Origin of the sequence: Massilia soli (genome assembly GCF_016809835.1) — a bacterium.
GTDB classification, from domain to species: Bacteria; Pseudomonadota; Gammaproteobacteria; order Burkholderiales; family Burkholderiaceae_D; genus Telluria_A; species Telluria_A soli.
Window position 1 is genome coordinate 296,460 of record NZ_JAFBIL020000001.1, and the last position, 17,612, is coordinate 314,071.

Consider the following 17,612-nt stretch of genomic DNA (forward strand, 5'->3'; position numbering starts at 1 on the left):
GCACCGTCTTGCGCAGTGGAAAACAGCACGTGATTCGCGCGCAAGCGGGGACCGACCGTGAAGCCGGCCAGCGCCCAACCGGCACCCTCCCGCCTGCGCGCGCTGCTGATGCGTGACACGAATCGCTCGGCAGCCAGGCGTCGCTCTAGAAGCTACAGCGACAACGAAATCGCCAATGCCGTCCAGCGTCGCCCCTGCGAAGGCAGGGGCCCATGCTCAACATGCCGAATATCGAGCCTGCTTTCGCCTGGGCGACGCTGCATCTTGCACGCCAAGTCTCCATGCCCCGATTTCTGCGCGTGCCCTGGCGACGATTGCTGCAACGGCACGGCCAACAAGATCATTCCGGACAGCAGCACACCTGCGCGGGAACGCCGCCAACGGATGGGATGAGCGGGCCGAGGCGACGTGTGCGGGTTGCCCCGACGTCCCATGGATGTTAGACTGTCATCGCTTCATGAGGGTTAAGCGCCGTTCCACCGTAACACTCAAGCACCATCTTCAGGCGTGCCATCTGTATGGCCGCAGTTGCCCTCCCCCGCTGGTAAATCCGCAGCGCGCCTTCGCGCGTAGCCGCGCTTTTGCCTTTCCAGGTACGAACCGGCCGCCACGGCCGTTTGGTTGCATCGTACTCCGACCCGGCCCGCTGGCGAGCATCGCTGCGGGCGCATCGACAAGAAAGAAACGCCATGACCGCACTCATGCCTGTCCGCCCCGAACGCCTCACCGGCACCTCCAACCTCCTGCTCGCGACCGACCTCGACGGCACTCTGCTGGCCGGTACCAGCGACGCCAGGCGCCGCGTGCGCGACCTGTTCAGCGGCGGCTTGCCCGGCGCCAAGCTGGTCTTCATCACCGGACGCGGACTCGAATCGGTCATTCCCCTGCTGAGCGACCCGACCATCCCGGCCCCCGACTACATCATCGCCGACGTCGGCGCCACCATCGTCCATGGCGACCTGCGCCCGGTCAGCCAGCTGCACCATGCGCAGGCGGCCAACTGGCCGGGTAGCCAGGCGGTGCTGCGCGCGCTGGCCGGCTTTCCCCAGCTGCAGCGCCAGACCGTGCCGCAAGAGCGCCGCTGTTCGTTCTTCCTGGCCGAAGGCGACATCAGCGACTCCCTGCGCGCGGCCGTCGAGGCGCTCGACTGCGACCTGCTGTTCTCGGCCGGACGCTACCTCGACGTGCTGCCGCGCGGCGTCAGCAAGGGCAGCGCGCTGCGCCGCCTGGTCGCCGCCGAAGGCCTGGCCGAGTCCAAGGTGGTGGTGGCCGGCGACACCCTGAACGACCTGTCGATGTTCGAGGCCGGCTTTGCCGGCATCGTGGTGGGCGGCGCCGAGCCGGCGCTGGTCGAGTGCGTGCGCAAGCTGCCGGCCACCTTCATGGCGCGCAGCGAAGGCTGCGGCGGCATCCTCGAAGGGCTGGCCCACCACGGCACCCTGGTCGAGCCGAGCGCCGCCGCCCAGCAGCGGTCGGAGCGCCGCGGCGAAGCCGACCTGGTGATGGTCTACCACCGCCTGCCGTTCGACGAAGTGGTCGAAGACGGCGTGATGACCCAGCGCCGCCCGAAAAGCCCGAACGGCATCATCCCGACGCTGCTGTCGTTCTTCGGCGGCGGCCAGACCGGCTCGTGGGTGGCGTGGTCGCAGCAGGAATCGCGCGAGCCGGACGACTTCGAAAGCCATGTCACGGTCGATGCCGAGCGCTATCCGCGCCTGAAGGCGGCGCGCATCCCGCTCACCGCCGAGGATGTCGACCTGTTCTACAAGAAATTCTCGAAGGAAGCGTTCTGGCCGATCATCTTCTCGTTCCCCGACAAGGCCGAATTCCACCAGGACCACTGGGAGCGCTTCCTTGAGGTCAACCGCCTGTTCGCCGAGCAGACCGCGCGCGAGGCGGCCGAAGGCGCGGTGGCCTGGATCCACGACTACAACCTGTGGATGGTGCCGGCCTTCCTGCGCCCGCTGCGCCCGGACCTGAAGATCGCCTTCTTCCACCACACCGCGTTCCCGTCCAGCGACGTCTTTAATATCCTGCCGTGGCGCCGCGACATCATCGGCAGCCTGCTGCAGTGCGACTACGTCGGCTTCCATATCCCGCGCTATGTCGAGAACTTCGTCGACGCGGTGCGCTCGTTCGCGCCGGTCGAGGTGCTGGGCACGACGCCGTGCGCGCCGCGCTACCTGACCTACGGCTGCGCGCTCGGGGTCGACACGATGGCCTCGGCGATCCAGGTCGGCGGGCGCACCGTCGCGCTTGGCGCGCACCCGGTCGGCACCGATGTCGGGCTGATCAACCGCCTGGTCGACACCGAGCCGGTGCAGCAGAACATCGGCGCGATCGACGCCTACCTGGACGGCGTGACCGGGATCGTCTCGATCGAGCGGCTCGACTACGTCAAGGGCTCGCTGGAAAAGCTGCAGGCCTTCGAGCGGCTGCTGGAACAGTATCCCGAGATGCTGGGCAAGGTCACCCTGCTCAACATCATCACCCCGGCCGCGCCCGGCATGGAAATCTACGAAAGCCTGCGCGTCGAGGTCGACCGCGTAGTCGGACGCATCAATGGCCGCTTCTCGACCCTGAACTGGGTGCCGGTGCGCTACTTCTACCGCTCGCTGCCGTTCGACGAGGTGGTGGCCCACTACGCCGCCTGCGGCGTGGCCTGGATCACGCCGCTGCGCGACGGGCTGAACCTGGTGGCCAAGGAATACATCGCCACCCGCAAGGCGGTCGGCAAGCCGGGCGTGCTGATCATGTCCGAATTCGCCGGCGCCGCGGTCGAACTGCACGGCGCGCTGCTGACCAATCCATACGACGCCAACGCCATGACCGCCACCCTGTACCAGGCGCTGACGATGGGCCACGACGAGGCGGTCTACCGCACCGGGCGGCTGGCCGCGATCGTGACCGAGCATGACGTCCGGCGCTGGGGCGACGGTTTCCTCGGCGCCGTCGCGCGCCACGCTGCCAGCGAGGCGCCGGCGAAGGAAGCGGCATGACGTCACTGGTGGTGGCCGGCCTCGCCTACCTCGAGGTGTACGTGCCGCCGCACGCGCCGGTGGCGCCCGGCCACGAGCGCTTCATCGACGGCATCGGGCTGGGCCTGGGCGGCGCCCTGAACACCGCCAGCGTGGCCGCGGCGCTGGGCGTGCCGGTCACCCTGTGTGCGCCGGCCGGCAACGGCATCGCCGACCTGGCGCTGGCGGCGCAGGCGGCGCGCCTGGGCATCACGCTGGCGGCGCTGCCGTCGCGCGACGACCCGGCCATCTCGCTGGTATTTGCCGACGCCAGCGAGCGCGCGTTCGTCAGCTCGGCCGACTTCGACGCGCTCGGCCAGGTCGAGCAGCTGCCGGAGGGCGGCTGGATCTTCGTGCCCGGCCTGGAAGAGGCGGCGCGCCTGGCGGCGCCGCTGGCGCGGGCGCGCCGCCAGGGCGCCAAGGTGGCCGTCAGCGCCAGCTGGAACGAACAGCGGCTGGCGCAGCTGGCCACGCTCGGCGGCACCCCATGGGACCTGCTGGTCCTCAATGAGAAGGAAGCCGAGGCGGCCTGCGGCCAGGTCGACGGCGCGCCCGAACGACTGGCCGGCGTGGCCGCGTCGGTGATCGTCACGATGGGGCTGCACGGCGCCCGCGGCACCCTGGACGGCAGCCACTTCAGCGCCCCGGCCGCGCCGGCCGCCGTGATCGACACCACCGGCGCCGGCGACGCCTTCTGCGGCGGCCTGCTGGCCGCCCTGCTGCGCGGGGCCGCGCCGGCCGCCGCGCTGCGGGTGGCCGCGCGCGCCGCCGCCATCATCCTCGAACAACGCGGGGGCATGCTGGCCGCCCCCGACCGCATGGCCGCACTGGCCAGGGAGATCGCATGACCATATTGACTGTACTCGGTGGCGGCAGCGCCTACACCCCCGGCCTGCTCAAGGCCCTGATTGCGCACGCCGCCGAACTGCGGCTCGACACCGTGCGCCTGTACGACACCGACGCCGAGCGGCTGGCGATCGTCGGCCGGCTCGGCGCGGCGATGGCGCAGGCCGCCGGCGCCTTCCGGGTCGAGACTGCCGCCACCCTCGAGGATGCGGTGCGCGGCGCCGCCATGGTGCTCAACTCGACCCGCCCGGGCGGGCTGGCCGCGCGCCGCATCGACGAGACCCTGCCGCTGGAATTCGACATTCCGGGCCAGGAGACGGTCGGCCCGGGCGGCTTCTTCTACGCGCTGCGCTCGGTGCCCGAAGCGCTGCGGGTAGCCGACGCGATGCAGGCGCTGGCGCCCGGCGCCGTGCTGCTCAATTACACCAACCCCAGCAACATCGTGACCCAGGCGCTGGCCGACCAGGGCAAGGTCAACGTGGTCGGCATGTGCGACCAGTCCGATGAAGACCTCGAATCGCTGGCCCATGCGCTCGGGCGCAGCGGCCACCCGGCATTCCGCTGCAATGGCCTGAACCACGCCACCTGGTTCAGCGACGTCAGCATCGGCGGCGAACCGCTGGGCGAGCTGCCCGGCCAGCTGACCCCGCCGGACAGCTACGACGAAGAGCACCAGCTGCGCTTCGCCTATTCGCTCGCGCTGGCGCGCGCCAACCCGGGCTACTGGCCCAATTCCTACCTGCCGTATTACCTGTATCCGGCGGCGTTTGTCGAGCAGGCGCGCCGGGTCGGCCCGCGCAGCGACGTGGTGGCCGCCTCGCTGCCGCGCTACTACGCCCACTTCGAGGAGCAGGGCCGGCTGGCGGCGCCGCAGCTGAGCATATACCGCGGTTCGGCCGGCTTTGGCGACATGGCGGTCAATGTGATCCGGGCGCTGCTGGCCGACACCCCGAGCGAGCTGGTGCTGAACTTGCCGAACCGCGGCGCCACCGGCGCGTTCGACAGCGACTGCGTGGTTGAGACGCGGGCGCGGGTATCGCGCCACGGCATCGAGCGGATTCCGGCGCCGCCGCTGCCGGACAGTTTCGTCGACCTGGCGATGGCGCTGGAGCGCTACCAGCGGCTGGCCGCGCGCGCCGCTGCCGACAGCGCCGACGGGCCGCGCATCGCGGCGCTGGCGGCCAACCCGCTGGTCGGCGACGCCGCGCTGGCCGGGCGCATGCTGGCGCGCGCGCGCCAGGCCTACGGCGACCTGATCAGGTGGCAAGCATGATGACCCGCGCCCTGCTCGACGGGCTCGATGTCGACGCCTACGAACGGGTGGTGATCCTGTCGCCCCACCTCGACGACGCCGCGCTCAGCTGCGGCGGCCTGCTGCACGCGCTGCAGGGGGTGTCGACACTGGTGGTGACCCTGTGTAGTGGTAACCCGCCGGCCTTGATGGCGGCCGACGGTACCATCAAGGCGCCGTCGCGGCGCGGCCACGTCAGCCCGCGCATCCGGCGCCGCGAAGACATCGCCGCGATGCGCTCGATCCGCGCCGAATTCGTCCACCTGAGCTTTCCCGATGCCATCTACCGGCGCAGCCAGGCCGGCAAGCTGATCTACCGGAACGAGCGCGAGCGCTGGGTCGCGCCGCGCGCCGACGACAGCATCTACATCGAAGAGCTGCACCAGCTGCTGCGCCGCATCTGCCTCGACCTGGGCAGCATCCTGCTGGTGAGCCCGATGGGCATCGGCGACCATGTCGACCACCAGATCACGGCCCGGGTGGCGCTGCGGCTGGCGCAAGCCGGCGCCAGCCTGCTGTTCTACGAAGACTTCCCGTACGTGGCCGACCCCGCCAGCGGGCGCGGCGACGCCGACGGGCCGGCCCAGGCGCTGGCGCGGTTGCGGCTGGCGCCGGCCGAGCGCTTCATCGTGCCGGTCGATGTCGAAGGGAAGATGCGCCTGCTCGGCCATTACGCGTCGCAGGTGCCGGTGCTGTTCGGCAGCGACGAACAAATGCGCAGCGCCATCCTGGCACACCAGCACGGCGGCGCGCCATGCGAGTTCTACTGGCGGGCCAAGCCCCTCAACGTACCCGTTTAACCAGATACAAGGATTAGCACATGAATTACCTCATCCTCGGCAATCCCACCCTCGACTGGCTGGCCGCCGCCGGCGTCGCCTTGGGCGTGGTGCTGGCGTTGTACGGCGCCAAGGTGCTGCTGGTGCGGCGTCTTGGCGCGATCGCCGCACGCACCAATACCCGCTACGACGACATCCTGGTGGCGGCGCTGGCGTCGACCCGCGTCCCGGTGATGCTGATCATCGGCCTGTACGCGGGCTCGACCATGCTGGACCTGGGCGACAAGGCCGCGTTGTTCCTGAGCCGCGTGGCGATGGGCGCGACGCTGGTGCAAGCGGCGATCTGGGCCGACAGCGCGGTACGCGCCTGGCTGGCCCAATACCGTACCGGTCCGCAAGTCGATCCCGGGCGCGCCACTTCCACGGCGGCGCTCGGCTTCATCGTGCGGGTGGTGGTATGGGCGGTATTCGTCCTGATGATCCTCGACAACCTCGGCTTCAACATCACCACCCTCGTCGCCAGCCTCGGCATTGGCGGCATCGCGGTGGCGCTGGCGGTGCAGAACATCCTGGGCGACCTGTTCGCCTCCCTGTCCATCGTGCTCGACAAGCCGTTTGTGATCGGCGACTTCATCGTGGTGGGCGATTCGCTCGGCACGGTCGAGTATGTCGGCCTGAAGACCACCCGGGTGCGCAGCCTGTCGGGCGAGCAGATCATTTTCTCGAATGCCGACCTGCTCAACAGCCGGATCCACAACCTGCGCCGCATGGAGACGCGGCGCGTCGTGTTTTCAGTCGGCGTGACCTACAGCACCAGCGAAGAACTGCTGCGCGCGCTGCCCGGCGAGATTGCGCAGATCGTCAAGGCGCAGGAGCGGGTGAGCTTCGACCGCGCCCACTTCAAAGGCTTTGGCGCGTCGTCGCTGGACATCGAGGTGGTGTATATCGTCAACAGTCCCGAGTACGCGGTCTACATGGATGTGCAGCAGGAGATCTACCTGCAGATCTACCGCCGCTTCGGCGAACTTGGCGCCGACTTCGCGTTTCCGACGCAGACGCTGCATGTGGTGGGAATGGAGGCGCGCGCAGAGGACGACTCGGCGGTCAGAGCGCGGCCAGAGTCGCCGCTGCGCGCGCGCCTGGCGGGCGCGGCTGGCGAATGAACGCTGGCTGGATCTGGAGATTTTGCAAGGAAACTGGTGGGCGGTGCAGAATTCGAATCTGCGACCCCTTGGATGTCGACCAAGTATTCTAACCAGCTGAACTAACCGCCCGGGGACCGGCATTTTAACGCCCCGTGGCGAATCCGGCAAGTGCCAGTATCGTGGCGTGCGCCGGGTTTCTTATCGGCTAGCGGAGATGGGCATCGACATCGGCGGGATCGGTTAATTTGATCAGGCTCTTGACCGAAAAAAGAACGATCAGAATGCCAAGGACATCGCCAGTGATCATCGCCACCAATGCCGGCCAGTCGACCAGCCCCGTCTCGACCCAGATGAAGGCATGATGGAAGGCTGGACTCACCAGCCCGCACAATATCCCCGTGAAGAACAGGCGCCCCGCTGTCAGGTTGCCGAGGCGCGGGCGCAGGTCAAACCAATGCTTGGCGAAGAGATAGGCGAGGTAGGGACCTCCGGACGCGGCCACTGCGCCGTACAGTGCCCGGGTGTCGTCCTGGAAGGCGAAGTGCTGGAAATTGAGGTAAATGCTGGCGAGCAGCAGGCCGATAAATCCTGCAAATCCGAAAAAAAGCGTCGCCAGCAGGCGGATTCCGGCCGGAAGGAATACCCAGCTGATCCCTTCGCTGTGCTCGAATCGATGGAACAAGAGCTCATTGATCCAATTGAGCGCGATGATCGACACGATCGTGATCGCGATATTCCGGAGGCTGGTCAGCGCGTGATTGGTAGAGCTTGACATCGTCGGAGGGCGATGAAGGCGGCCAGGTGGCCAGACCCGCTTCACTACCCATTGCCCATTTGAAATAGTCTAGGAACTTTACATCAATTCGCACGGGATAAATGCACTATTTGTAACGCCCACGGATTTCTTGCGGCGGTGAAGTCGGCATTTTGTCTCAAGCGCTAACGGGCCGGACGCGTGGGCGGCACCCGCACCCAGCTCCACAGAACCAGCAAGCCGAACGCGCTGTAGAGCGCGATGAATACCCAGGGCGGCGCCTCGAAAAACAGCGCGCGGCTGAGCCAGTGGGCGATGAAGCCGTCGTCGTAGCCAAGCTGCCCTGCCCGCGTTCTCAGCCACTGCTCAAGCACGGTCAGCCCGCAGTCGATTCCCAGCCACGTCGTGATGACCACGTAGGCAATCGCGGCCAGGTGCAGCAGGCGGAAGGCCAGGTTCCTGACCCATTGCCAACCCAGGCCGGGGCCCGCCAGCACCAGCACCAGGGCGCCGACGTTGAACAGCACGACGCCCACATGCAGTATCAGCACGGCATCGGCGAGTAGGCGGTAGGTCGAGGAATCCATCGTGGCCGTTGGGAGGATAAGGCGGGGCGCCGCATCCGACGGGATGCGGCCTGTGGTCTTATGCGCCCTGCGATTGTATTCCGTTCTCGACATAAAAAAAGCCGGAGACGCACACGGCGACTCCGGCTTTCAGTTCTGGCGGCCCTGCGGCCGCGAGAAAAATTACTGCAGTTTGATTTCGACGTCTACACCAGCTGGCAGGTCCAGCTTCATCAGTGCGTCAACGGTCTTGTCGGTTGGGTCGACGATGTCCATCAGGCGCTGGTGGGTGCGGATCTCGAACTGGTCGCGCGAGGTCTTGTTGACGTGCGGCGAACGCAGGACGTCAAAACGCTGGATACGGGTTGGCAGTGGGACTGGACCCTTGACAACGGCGCCGGTGCGCTTCGCGGTGTCAACGATTTCCAGTGCGGACTGGTCGATCAGCTTGTAATCGAACGCTTTCAGGCGAATACGGATTTTCTGGTTTGGTGCGGACATGTTATTTCCTTAAAGAGCGAACCGTACTGAGTGCACGGCAATATATGGGACCGACATTCTACTACGAAAACACAGGGAGGAACCCGAAAGCTCCTCCCTGTTGCAATCTTGAGTCAGGCGGGAAGGCTTGCGCCCTGCCCGCCTGACAAAGGCAATTACTTGCCTTCGCTCAGGATCTTAGCAACAACACCTGCACCAACGGTACGGCCACCTTCGCGGATTGCGAAGCGCAGGCCTTCTTCCATCGCGATCGGGTTGATCAGCTTGACGGTGATCGACACGTTATCGCCTGGCATAACCATTTCCTTGTCCGCTGGCAGCTCGATCGAGCCGGTCACGTCGGTGGTACGGAAGTAGAACTGTGGACGGTAGTTGTTGAAGAACGGGGTGTGACGGCCGCCTTCATCCTTCGACAGAACATAGATCTCGCCGGTGAAGTGGTTGTGCGGCTTGATCGAACCCGGCTTGGCCAGAACCTGGCCACGCTCGACGTCTTCACGCTTGGTACCGCGCAGCAGCAGGCCGACGTTGTCGCCAGCTTGACCCTGGTCCAGCAGCTTGCGGAACATTTCCACGCCGGTGCAAGTGGTCTTGACGGTGTCTTTGATGCCGACGATTTCGATTTCTTCGCCGACCTTGATGATACCGCGCTCAACACGACCGGTAACAACGGTGCCGCGGCCCGAGATCGAGAACACGTCTTCCACTGGCATCAGGAAGGCGCCGTCGACTGCGCGCTCTGGCTCAGGGATGTAGGTGTCGAGTGCTTCAGCCAGGGCGATGATCGCCTGCTCGCCCATTGGGCCGGTGTCGCCGTCCAGCGCCATACGTGCCGAACCCTTGATGATTGGCAGGTCGTCGCCTGGGAATTCGTACTTCGACAGAAGCTCGCGCACTTCCATTTCAACCAGTTCCAGCAGTTCTGCGTCGTCGACCAGGTCGCACTTGTTCAGGAACACGATGATGTATGGAACGCCAACCTGGCGTGCCAGCAGGATGTGCTCGCGGGTCTGTGGCATTGGGCCGTCAGCTGCCGAGCAAACCAGGATCGCGCCGTCCATCTGCGCTGCACCGGTAATCATGTTCTTGATGTAGTCGGCGTGGCCTGGGCAGTCAACGTGAGCGTAGTGACGGTTTGCGGTCTCGTACTCGACGTGTGCGGTGTTGATGGTAATGCCGCGCGCTTTTTCTTCTGGTGCTGCATCGATCTGGTCGTAAGCTTTTGCTTCGCCGCCGAATTTCTTCGACAGGACGGTAGCGATTGCTGCGGTCAGGGTGGTCTTGCCGTGGTCGACGTGGCCGATGGTGCCGACGTTGACGTGCGGCTTGGTCCGTTCGAATTTACCTTTTGCCATTTTGATCTTCCTTTAAGTTTTTTCTAGTCAGTTGGCAACAGGGCAGAACATCGCTGCGCGATGTCCCGCACTGCCGCCCAATTTCAGTCAGTTGGCAACAGGGCGGAACCTCGCTACGCGATGTCCCGCACTGTCGCCCAAACTGTTTTTATTTAGCTTTAGCAGTAACGATTGCGTCGGTGACGTGCTTAGGCGCTTCCGAGTAGTGCTTGAATTCCATCGTGTACGTTGCACGGCCTTGCGTTGCGGAACGCAGCGAGGTCGAGTAACCGAACATTTCCGACAGTGGCACTTCGGCTTTGATGATCTTGCCGCCACCACCCTGGATTTCGTCCATGCCCTGCACCATGCCGCGGCGGGACGACAGATCGCCCATCACGGAACCGGCGTAGTCTTCCGGGGTTTCCACTTCGACCGACATCATCGGCTCGAGGATAACCGGAGCGGCGCGACGGCAACCGTCTTTGAACGCCATCGAAGCTGCCATCTGGAACGCGTTTTCGTTCGAGTCAACATCGTGGTACGAACCGAAGAACAGCGTGACCTTGACGTCAACGACTGGGTAGCCAGCCAGGACACCAGTGCCCAGCGTGCCGCGAACACCCTTCTCAACTGCAGGGATGTATTCGCGTGGCACGGTACCGCCCTTGATCGCGTCGACGAATTCGAAGCCCTTGCCCGGCTCTTGCGGCTCGATCTTCAGAACCACGTGACCGTACTGACCACGACCACCCGACTGCTTGACGAACTTGCCTTCGGATTCTTCGCAGGTCTTGCGGATCGTTTCGCGGTAGGCAACCTGTGGCTTGCCGACGGTTGCTTCGACGCCGAATTCGCGCTTCATGCGGTCAACGATAATTTCCAGGTGCAGCTCGCCCATACCACCGATGATGGTCTGGCCCGACTCTTCGTCGGTCTTGACGCGGAACGAAGGATCTTCCTGTGCCAGGCGGTTCAGCGCCAGGCCCATTTTTTCCTGGTCGGCCTTGGTCTTAGGCTCGACAGCCTGCGAGATCACCGGCTCAGGGAAGACCATCTTTTCCAGCGTAATGACTGCCGATGGGTCGCACAGGGTTTCGCCCGTGGTCGCATCTTTCAGGCCGACCGCAGCGGCGATATCGCCAGCGCGGACTTCCTTGATTTCTTCACGCTGGTTAGCGTGCATCTGCAGAATACGGCCAAGACGCTCTTTCTTGTTCTTGATCGGATTGAACACGGTGTCGCCCGAGTTGATCGTTCCGGAGTACACGCGGAAGAAGATCAGCTGGCCAACGAACGGGTCGGTCATGATCTTGAACGCGAGTGCAGCGAACTTCTCGTCGTCGGCAGCGCGGCGGCTGGTTGGCTCGTCGTCTTCATCGGTACCGGTCACAGGCGGGATGTCCACTGGCGACGGCAGGTATTCGATGACGCCGTCAAGCATCGCCTGAACGCCCTTGTTCTTGAACGCGGTACCGCACATCATCGGAACGATTTCCGAAGCGATGGTGCGCTGGCGCAGGGCGGCCTTGATGTCTTCTTCCGACAGATCGCCCTCTTCCAGGTACTTGTTCATCAGGTCTTCCGACGCTTCAGCAGCGGTCTCAACCAGCTTCTCGCGCCACTCAGCGGCTTGATCAGCCAGCTCAGCAGGGATATCGCGGTAGTCGAACTTCATGCCCTGCGACGCGTCGTCCCAGTAGATCGCCTTCATCTTGACCAGGTCGACCACGCCGAGGAAGTTCTCTTCCGCGCCGATCGGGATCTGCAGTGGAATCGGGTTCGCCTTCAGGCGTGCGCGCATCTGGTCGTAGACCTTGAAGAAGTTCGCACCGGTACGGTCCATCTTGTTGACGAACGCCAGACGTGGCACCTTGTACTTGTTAGCCTGGCGCCATACGGTTTCCGACTGTGGCTGCACGCCGCCGACTGCGCAGTAAACCATGCAGGCGCCGTCGAGCACGCGCATCGAGCGTTCAACTTCAATCGTGAAGTCAACGTGGCCCGGCGTGTCGATGATGTTGATGTGGTGCTCAGGGAAATTGTTAGCCATCCCCTTCCAGAAGCAGGTCGTCGCAGCCGAGGTAATCGTGATACCGCGCTCTTGCTCTTGCTCCATCCAGTCCATGGTGGCCGCGCCATCATGCACTTCACCGATCTTGTGGTTTACGCCCGTGTAGAACAGGACGCGCTCGGTGGTGGTGGTTTTACCAGCATCGATGTGAGCGGAAATACCGATATTGCGGTAGCGCTCAATGGGGGTCTTGCGTGCCATAAATATTCCTAAATCTTTTAATGAACAAAACCGAGCCACATTTTTTCAACAAAATGAGCCCGGCCTCGAACAACGGATGGATGGCCGCGCCCCTCGCAGGGCTGGGCCAGCAAATTAGAAGCGGAAGTGCGAGAACGCCTTGTTCGCTTCAGCCATACGGTGAACTTCGTCACGCTTCTTCATTGCGCCGCCGCGCATTTCAGCTGCTTCCATCAGCTCACCGCCGAGGCGTTGTGGCATGGATTTCTCGCTGCGCTTGTTTGCGGCTTCGCGCAACCAACGCATGGACAGCGCCATACGGCGAACTGGGCGAACTTCAACTGGCACCTGGTAGTTGGCGCCGCCGACACGGCGGGACTTAACCTCGACCATTGGCTTGGCGTTGTTGATCGCTGCAGCGAAAACTTCGAGCGGGTCCTTGCCGGACTTTTGCTTGATGTGTTCGAACGCACCGTAGATGATGTTTTCAGCGACCGATTTTTTACCGGACAGCATCAGAATATTGACGAATTTGGCGACATCCTGGTTACCGAATTTTGGATCAGGCAGGATCTCGCGCTTGGGGACTTCACGACGACGTGGCATTTCAATTCCTTTCAGTCTTCAGTTGAGCGCGCTGAGCGCACTCGCGGTGGCCATCATAGCCATCCACTTACTCGACCTTTCGGTCGGTTCAACTCAATAGATGGGCAAAAATATTACTTCTTGCCGGCTTTAGCGCGCTTGGTACCGTACTTCGAGCGAGCTTGCTTACGGTCTTTAACGCCCTGGGTATCCAGTGCACCGCGAACCATGTGGTAACGCACACCCGGCAAGTCTTTAACACGGCCGCCGCGCAGCAGCACGACACTGTGTTCTTGCAGGTTGTGGCCTTCACCGCCGATGTACGAAATGACTTCGAAACCGTTGGTCAGGCGAACTTTGGCGACTTTACGCAGAGCCGAGTTAGGCTTCTTTGGGGTCGTCGTGTAAACACGGGTGCAAACACCACGTTTTTGCGGGCAATTTTCCAGCGCCGGCGATTTGCTCTTCACGATCGTAGCGACACGTGGATTGCGAATCAGTTGATTGATGGTTGGCATCGTTATTAATCCAACAAAGATACAACGTGAATAACCCGGGCGAAGTGCCCGGGGACTAAAACTGAGTCCCGGTTTCGACTGACAGCGGAGGCGACAATAGCCACTCGCGAAGGAGCGGCCGAGCAACGCACGCGGTGTGCAGAATAAATTCGAGAACTCGCGAGTATAGGCTTGATACTGGGCAGGGTCAACCAGTTTACCGGTTTGCCGGGCTCGACTGGCCGGTAAACGGCGGCCTGGCGTCGTTATCTCGCGACATTGGCGGGGCGGGGAGCCACAAAAACGTCGTTCCCGCGAAGGCGGTAACCCATGCTGAGGCCAAAAATTCGCACTCTGGCAGGGAACGCCATGATAATAGACGACTTTTCGCTTCCGTCCAAGCCATGCGACACCTGCTGCGCCCCGCCACCCTGTACCTGCTGCTGACACATATATGCCTGTCGGCGGTACCGTTCGTGCCCCTATTGCTGGGCAAGCCGGTGGCACGCCCATGGCAGGTGCTGGGCATCGAGCTGCTGGCCTGGCTGGCGGCGTGGGCGCTGCTGCGCCGCCCGGCGCGCTTCCACTGGCTGCTGATTCCGGCCTTCCTGGCGCTGCCGACCGAACTTTACCTGCTGACCTACTACGGCCAGGGCATTTCCACCCACCACCTGGGCATCATCGCGGAAACCAGCCCGATGGAAGCGATCGAGTTCCTTGGGAGCAAGGTCTGGCTGATGCTGGCCGTGCTGGCCGGCGCCGTGGCGTGGTGGTTCACCACCCTGCGTGCGGCGCGCTCGACCCGGCAGCTGGACTGGAACGACGGTTCGCGGTGGGTGGCGCTGGCCGCGATCGTGAGCGGCGTTTTGGTGTGGGGCTATGGGCACGAGTTCGGCGTGTCGGCGCAGGACGCGCCAGCGGCCAAAGCGCTGCCGCCGCTTGCGCACCTGGCGAAGGCGAAGCCGGCGCCTGCCAAGGAGGCAGCAGCTGTGATCGGCGCCGGTCACACCGGGCTGAACCTTCCACCGTTGCCCCGATGGGCGCAGCTACCGTTCGACTTCGAGGCGTTCGCGCAATCCTGGCCATTTGGCTTAATGGCGCGCGGCGCCGACTACTATAAAGAGCGCCAGCACCTGGCCGAACTGGGCAAGCGCAGCAGCAACTTCCGCTTTGGCGCGCGCCAGTCGGCGCCGGATGCGGTCCCGGAAACCGTGGTCCTGGTGCTGGGCGAGTCATCGCGCTACGACCGCTGGAGCCTGAACGGCTACGCGCGCGACACCAACCCGCTGCTCCGCAAGGAAGCCAACCTGGTGACGCTGCCGGACGTGATTACGGCCGTATCGGCCACGCGCCTGTCGGTCCCGGTGATCATCTCGCGCAAGCCAGCGATGAAAAGCCTGAAGGATGGATTCGCGGAGAAATCGTTCATCACGGCGTACAAGGAAGCCGGCTTCAAGACCTACTGGCTGTCGAACCAGATTTCGTTTGGCGAGTACGACACGCCGGTATCGGTATTCGCGAAAGAGGCGGATGTCATCCAATTCATGAACCTGGGCGGCTTCACCAATAACTCCAATCTCGACGAGATCCTGCTCGATCCGCTGCGCATTGCATTGGAAGACACATCGCCGAAAAAGCTCATCGTGCTGCACTCGCTGGGCAGCCACTGGAATTACAGCCAGCGCTATCCGCAGGCATTCGACAAGTGGCAGCCGTCGCTGAAAGGCATGGACAAGCCGGTCTACACGGATGTGAAGCTCAAGGCGCACCTGAACAACAGCTACGACAGCAGCATTCTGTACACCGACTGGTTCCTGGCGCAGGTGATCGGCAAACTGAAAGGCGCCGAGCATCGCAGCGCGCTGGTGTATGTGGCCGATCATGGCCAATCCCTATATGACGGCAGCTGCAAGCTCGGATTCCACGGGCACAACACGCAATACGATTTCCACGTGCCGGCCTTTGTCTGGTATTCGGATGCCTATCGTGGACGTTATCCTGACAAGGTGGATCAGCTGGCGAAGCACCGCGGAGCCAAGCTCGCGACCGAGAACATGTTCCATACGCTGCTCGATCTTGGCGACATTCGCTATTCGGGCGAGCGGCTGGAACGCAGCTTCGTCAATCCTGCATTCAAAGAACACAAGCGCTACGTGGACAGCTACGGCTGGAGCGACTACGACAACGCGAACTTCAAAGGCGACTGCCGCGAAGTGATGGACAAGGGCACGCCGCTCAAGCGCGAAAAGTAAGTGAGGTGCTGCACCAACTGCGAGCCGTTAAAGTGTTCAACTCCGAAAGTTCTCATGAAGCCAGCAAACAATTCATAGGGTGCATTAACAATGAAGAATCTGCAGATTAAGAATGTGATGGCGTTCGTTCCGGCAAAGGATTTTCAGTTAAGCAGCAGGTTCTATGAGGATCTCGGCTTCACAAAGGCCATTGCTACCGACAAGTCGGCCCAGTTCGTCATGCAAGGTTATGGCTTTTGGCTGCAGGATTATTATGTTGACGCATGGGCGGCGAACGCCATGTTATGTTTATATGTGGAAGACATCGATGCATGGGCCAAGCATCTGGATAGCCTCGATCTGATCAACGGCTACGGAGGTGTCGCCAAGGTTCTCGCCGCCCCACATGCACAGGAGGGCGGGATCATGATGCAATTTTGCGATCCCGCCGGCGTGCTGTGGCACGTGCGAGAAAATGGGGTCAGTGCCGACATTGGCACACGAACTCAAACATGAAAGAAAATGGGGTCAGTGCCGACATTGGCACACGAACTCAAACATGTAACTAGGCGAATAAAAACGACATGTGACGCCGGTCAACGGGAATGCAGCGGGAGCGCGCCTCCCGCTAGCTCGGCCTGGTGTCGGCTCAACCAGTCAAACACTTTGACCGCGTTTTCCTCCAACTTTGGGAGAACGGGGTCAGTGGGAGAACGGGGTCAGTGCCGACATTCGCTAACCAGCGCAGCCATTGGACCAACAAGCCGTCGAGCAGCTAGTCATGCGCGACCGTCGGCACCCTAGCGCTCTTCGCGGCGACGTATCGCACGGCTCACTGTTTTGTACGTGACACCAAAATGTTCGCCAATCTCAGCCATCGTAAACGCCGCCGATCTGTAAGCCTGAAACATGGCTTCGTCACGAGTCGGGTTGGTTAGCTGATACTCGCCAAGCGTCTTCGCTGCCACGCGGCGCTGCTCCTTGGTGATCGCGGTGAAGTCGTTCCCGCCCAAGTCTTGCCTATGCCGTGCGACGAATGGTGCGTCGCCCAGGATGACTTGATGCTGCGTCCGCGCAAGCGGACTGCCGCTTCCACGCTCTGCCAGAACGAAATCCCGGTATTTCTCTCTAGCCGTCTCGCGCGATGGATCGAACTGGCTCAAGAGCCAGTCGATGCACAACCATGCCGGCGCAGGGCGCGTGCCCAAGGTGGCGTTATAGCTGCTCCACGGCCAATCCTCAGGTGTTGTTACCATCCCCGCGCAAACTGGGTTGAGCACTATATATCGCGCCAGCTCCAGCAGATACGATTCCTTCTGAACGAGGATCGCCTTGTACCTGCCCTGAAAAACATGCCCAACCAAGTTGTGACGGCGATTGAACTCTTGCGAATATAGAGAATTTAGCTGACGCATTCCCTGCGACAGATTCCCTTCAACAGTCTCCAACATCACGTGGTCGTGATTGCCCATCTAGCAATAGGCGTGAATAACAAAATTAAAGCGTTTCCGAACCAGGCACAGCACCTCAAGCCAGCAATCGCGGTCGATTCCGTCGGCAAAGATGGTTTGGCGCCGGTCGCCGCGCGCTGTCACGTGGTACAGGACACCGGGGAATTCGATTCGTAGAGGACGCGTCATCAACCAATCGTCACACTTGGGTAGCAACAAAGACACCGATCAGGTCAATAGTGCGTGCTCGTGAGTCGTCTTGTTCCAGCCCAGCCAGGAGTTCCGCAACCTAATGCAGGCGCTTTGCGAGGATGAGCCAGTATCCGAATGTCGGCACTGACCCCGTGCCCCTCTCTTCAAC

At 62.8% G+C, this 17,612-nt stretch carries 15 protein-coding genes and 1 tRNA gene; 7 read left to right on the plus strand and 9 right to left on the minus strand.

From position 1 onward, the window contains the following. Positions 1-689: 689 nt before the first annotated feature. From ggpS to I4X03_RS01420, 5 genes are read left to right on the plus strand one after another with little or no spacing between them, the layout of a single operon-like run. The gene (gene ggpS / locus I4X03_RS01400; RefSeq protein WP_223464561.1) at positions 690-2,999 is read left to right on the plus strand and encodes a glucosylglycerol-phosphate synthase; all 2,310 of its coding nucleotides are present in this window, start codon (positions 690-692) and stop codon (positions 2,997-2,999) included. Continuing rightward, positions 2,996-3,865, plus strand: coding sequence for a PfkB family carbohydrate kinase (locus I4X03_RS01405; RefSeq protein WP_223464562.1), 870 nt, complete (start codon positions 2,996-2,998; stop codon positions 3,863-3,865). Before ggpS ends, I4X03_RS01405 begins: the two co-directional genes overlap by 4 nt. Further along, positions 3,862-5,136 (plus strand): family 4 glycosyl hydrolase, encoded by a 1,275-nt coding sequence (locus tag I4X03_RS01410; RefSeq protein ID WP_223464563.1) that lies wholly within the window; start codon positions 3,862-3,864, stop codon positions 5,134-5,136. The genes I4X03_RS01405 and I4X03_RS01410 overlap by 4 nt, the downstream gene beginning before the upstream one ends. Then, a complete protein-coding gene (locus I4X03_RS01415; protein ID WP_223464570.1) occupies positions 5,133-5,954 on the plus strand; it encodes a PIG-L deacetylase family protein in 822 nt (273 codons plus the stop codon). The genes I4X03_RS01410 and I4X03_RS01415 overlap by 4 nt, the downstream gene beginning before the upstream one ends. Positions 5,955-5,974: 20 nt before the next feature. Then, positions 5,975-7,096: a mechanosensitive ion channel family protein gene (locus I4X03_RS01420; protein WP_223464571.1), complete on the plus strand. Its 1,122-nt coding sequence runs from the start codon at positions 5,975-5,977 to the stop codon at positions 7,094-7,096. Between the two features lie 34 nt (positions 7,097-7,130). Here the strand turns inward: I4X03_RS01420 and I4X03_RS01425 are convergent. The 8 genes from I4X03_RS01425 to rpsL all read right to left on the minus strand — a co-directional run bounded on the left by I4X03_RS01425 (position 7,131) and on the right by rpsL (position 13,590). Next, a tRNA-Val gene (locus tag I4X03_RS01425) sits at positions 7,131-7,207 on the minus strand. 76 nt (positions 7,208-7,283) lie between these two features. Further along, positions 7,284-7,853 carry a hypothetical protein gene (locus I4X03_RS01430; protein ID WP_223464573.1) on the minus strand — a complete coding sequence of 190 codons (570 nt, stop codon included), beginning with the start codon at positions 7,851-7,853 and terminating at the stop codon, positions 7,284-7,286. A 164-nt stretch (positions 7,854-8,017) separates the two neighbouring features. Further along, a complete protein-coding gene (locus I4X03_RS01435; RefSeq protein ID WP_223464575.1) occupies positions 8,018-8,419 on the minus strand; it encodes a DUF2784 domain-containing protein in 402 nt (133 codons plus the stop codon). 162 nt (positions 8,420-8,581) lie between these two features. Further along, positions 8,582-8,899, minus strand: coding sequence for a 30S ribosomal protein S10 (gene rpsJ, locus I4X03_RS01440; RefSeq protein WP_005663509.1), 318 nt, complete (start codon positions 8,897-8,899; stop codon positions 8,582-8,584). A 155-nt stretch (positions 8,900-9,054) separates the two neighbouring features. Next, positions 9,055-10,254, minus strand: a complete 1,200-nt coding sequence (tuf, locus tag I4X03_RS01445) for an elongation factor Tu (protein WP_223464577.1) — start codon at positions 10,252-10,254, stop codon at positions 9,055-9,057. 148 nt (positions 10,255-10,402) lie between these two features. After that, on the minus strand, positions 10,403-12,508 hold the full coding sequence (gene fusA / locus I4X03_RS01450) for an elongation factor G (RefSeq protein ID WP_223464586.1): 2,106 nt from the start codon (positions 12,506-12,508) through the stop codon (positions 10,403-10,405). Between the two features lie 114 nt (positions 12,509-12,622). Then, positions 12,623-13,093, minus strand: a complete 471-nt coding sequence (gene rpsG / locus I4X03_RS01455) for a 30S ribosomal protein S7 (protein WP_131429157.1) — start codon at positions 13,091-13,093, stop codon at positions 12,623-12,625. Positions 13,094-13,206: 113 nt separating this feature from the next. Further along, entirely contained in the window at positions 13,207-13,590 is a 384-nt protein-coding gene (gene rpsL / locus I4X03_RS01460) for a 30S ribosomal protein S12 (RefSeq protein WP_131429156.1), read from the minus strand. 383 nt (positions 13,591-13,973) lie between these two features. Here rpsL and I4X03_RS01465 point away from each other — a divergent pair, with 383 nt between their 5' ends. Together I4X03_RS01465 and I4X03_RS01470 are read left to right on the plus strand one after the other, a co-directional pair. Continuing rightward, a complete protein-coding gene (locus tag I4X03_RS01465; RefSeq protein ID WP_223464588.1) occupies positions 13,974-15,821 on the plus strand; it encodes a phosphoethanolamine transferase in 1,848 nt (615 codons plus the stop codon). Positions 15,822-15,911: 90 nt separating this feature from the next. Beyond that, a complete protein-coding gene (locus I4X03_RS01470) occupies positions 15,912-16,316 on the plus strand; it encodes a VOC family protein (protein WP_223464597.1) in 405 nt (134 codons plus the stop codon). A gap of 284 nt (positions 16,317-16,600) precedes the next feature. On the opposite strand, the gene I4X03_RS01475 is transcribed toward I4X03_RS01470, so the two are convergent. After that, positions 16,601-17,272: an addiction module toxin RelE gene (locus tag I4X03_RS01475; RefSeq protein WP_223464598.1), complete on the minus strand. Its 672-nt coding sequence runs from the start codon at positions 17,270-17,272 to the stop codon at positions 16,601-16,603. Positions 17,273-17,612 lie beyond the last annotated feature (340 nt).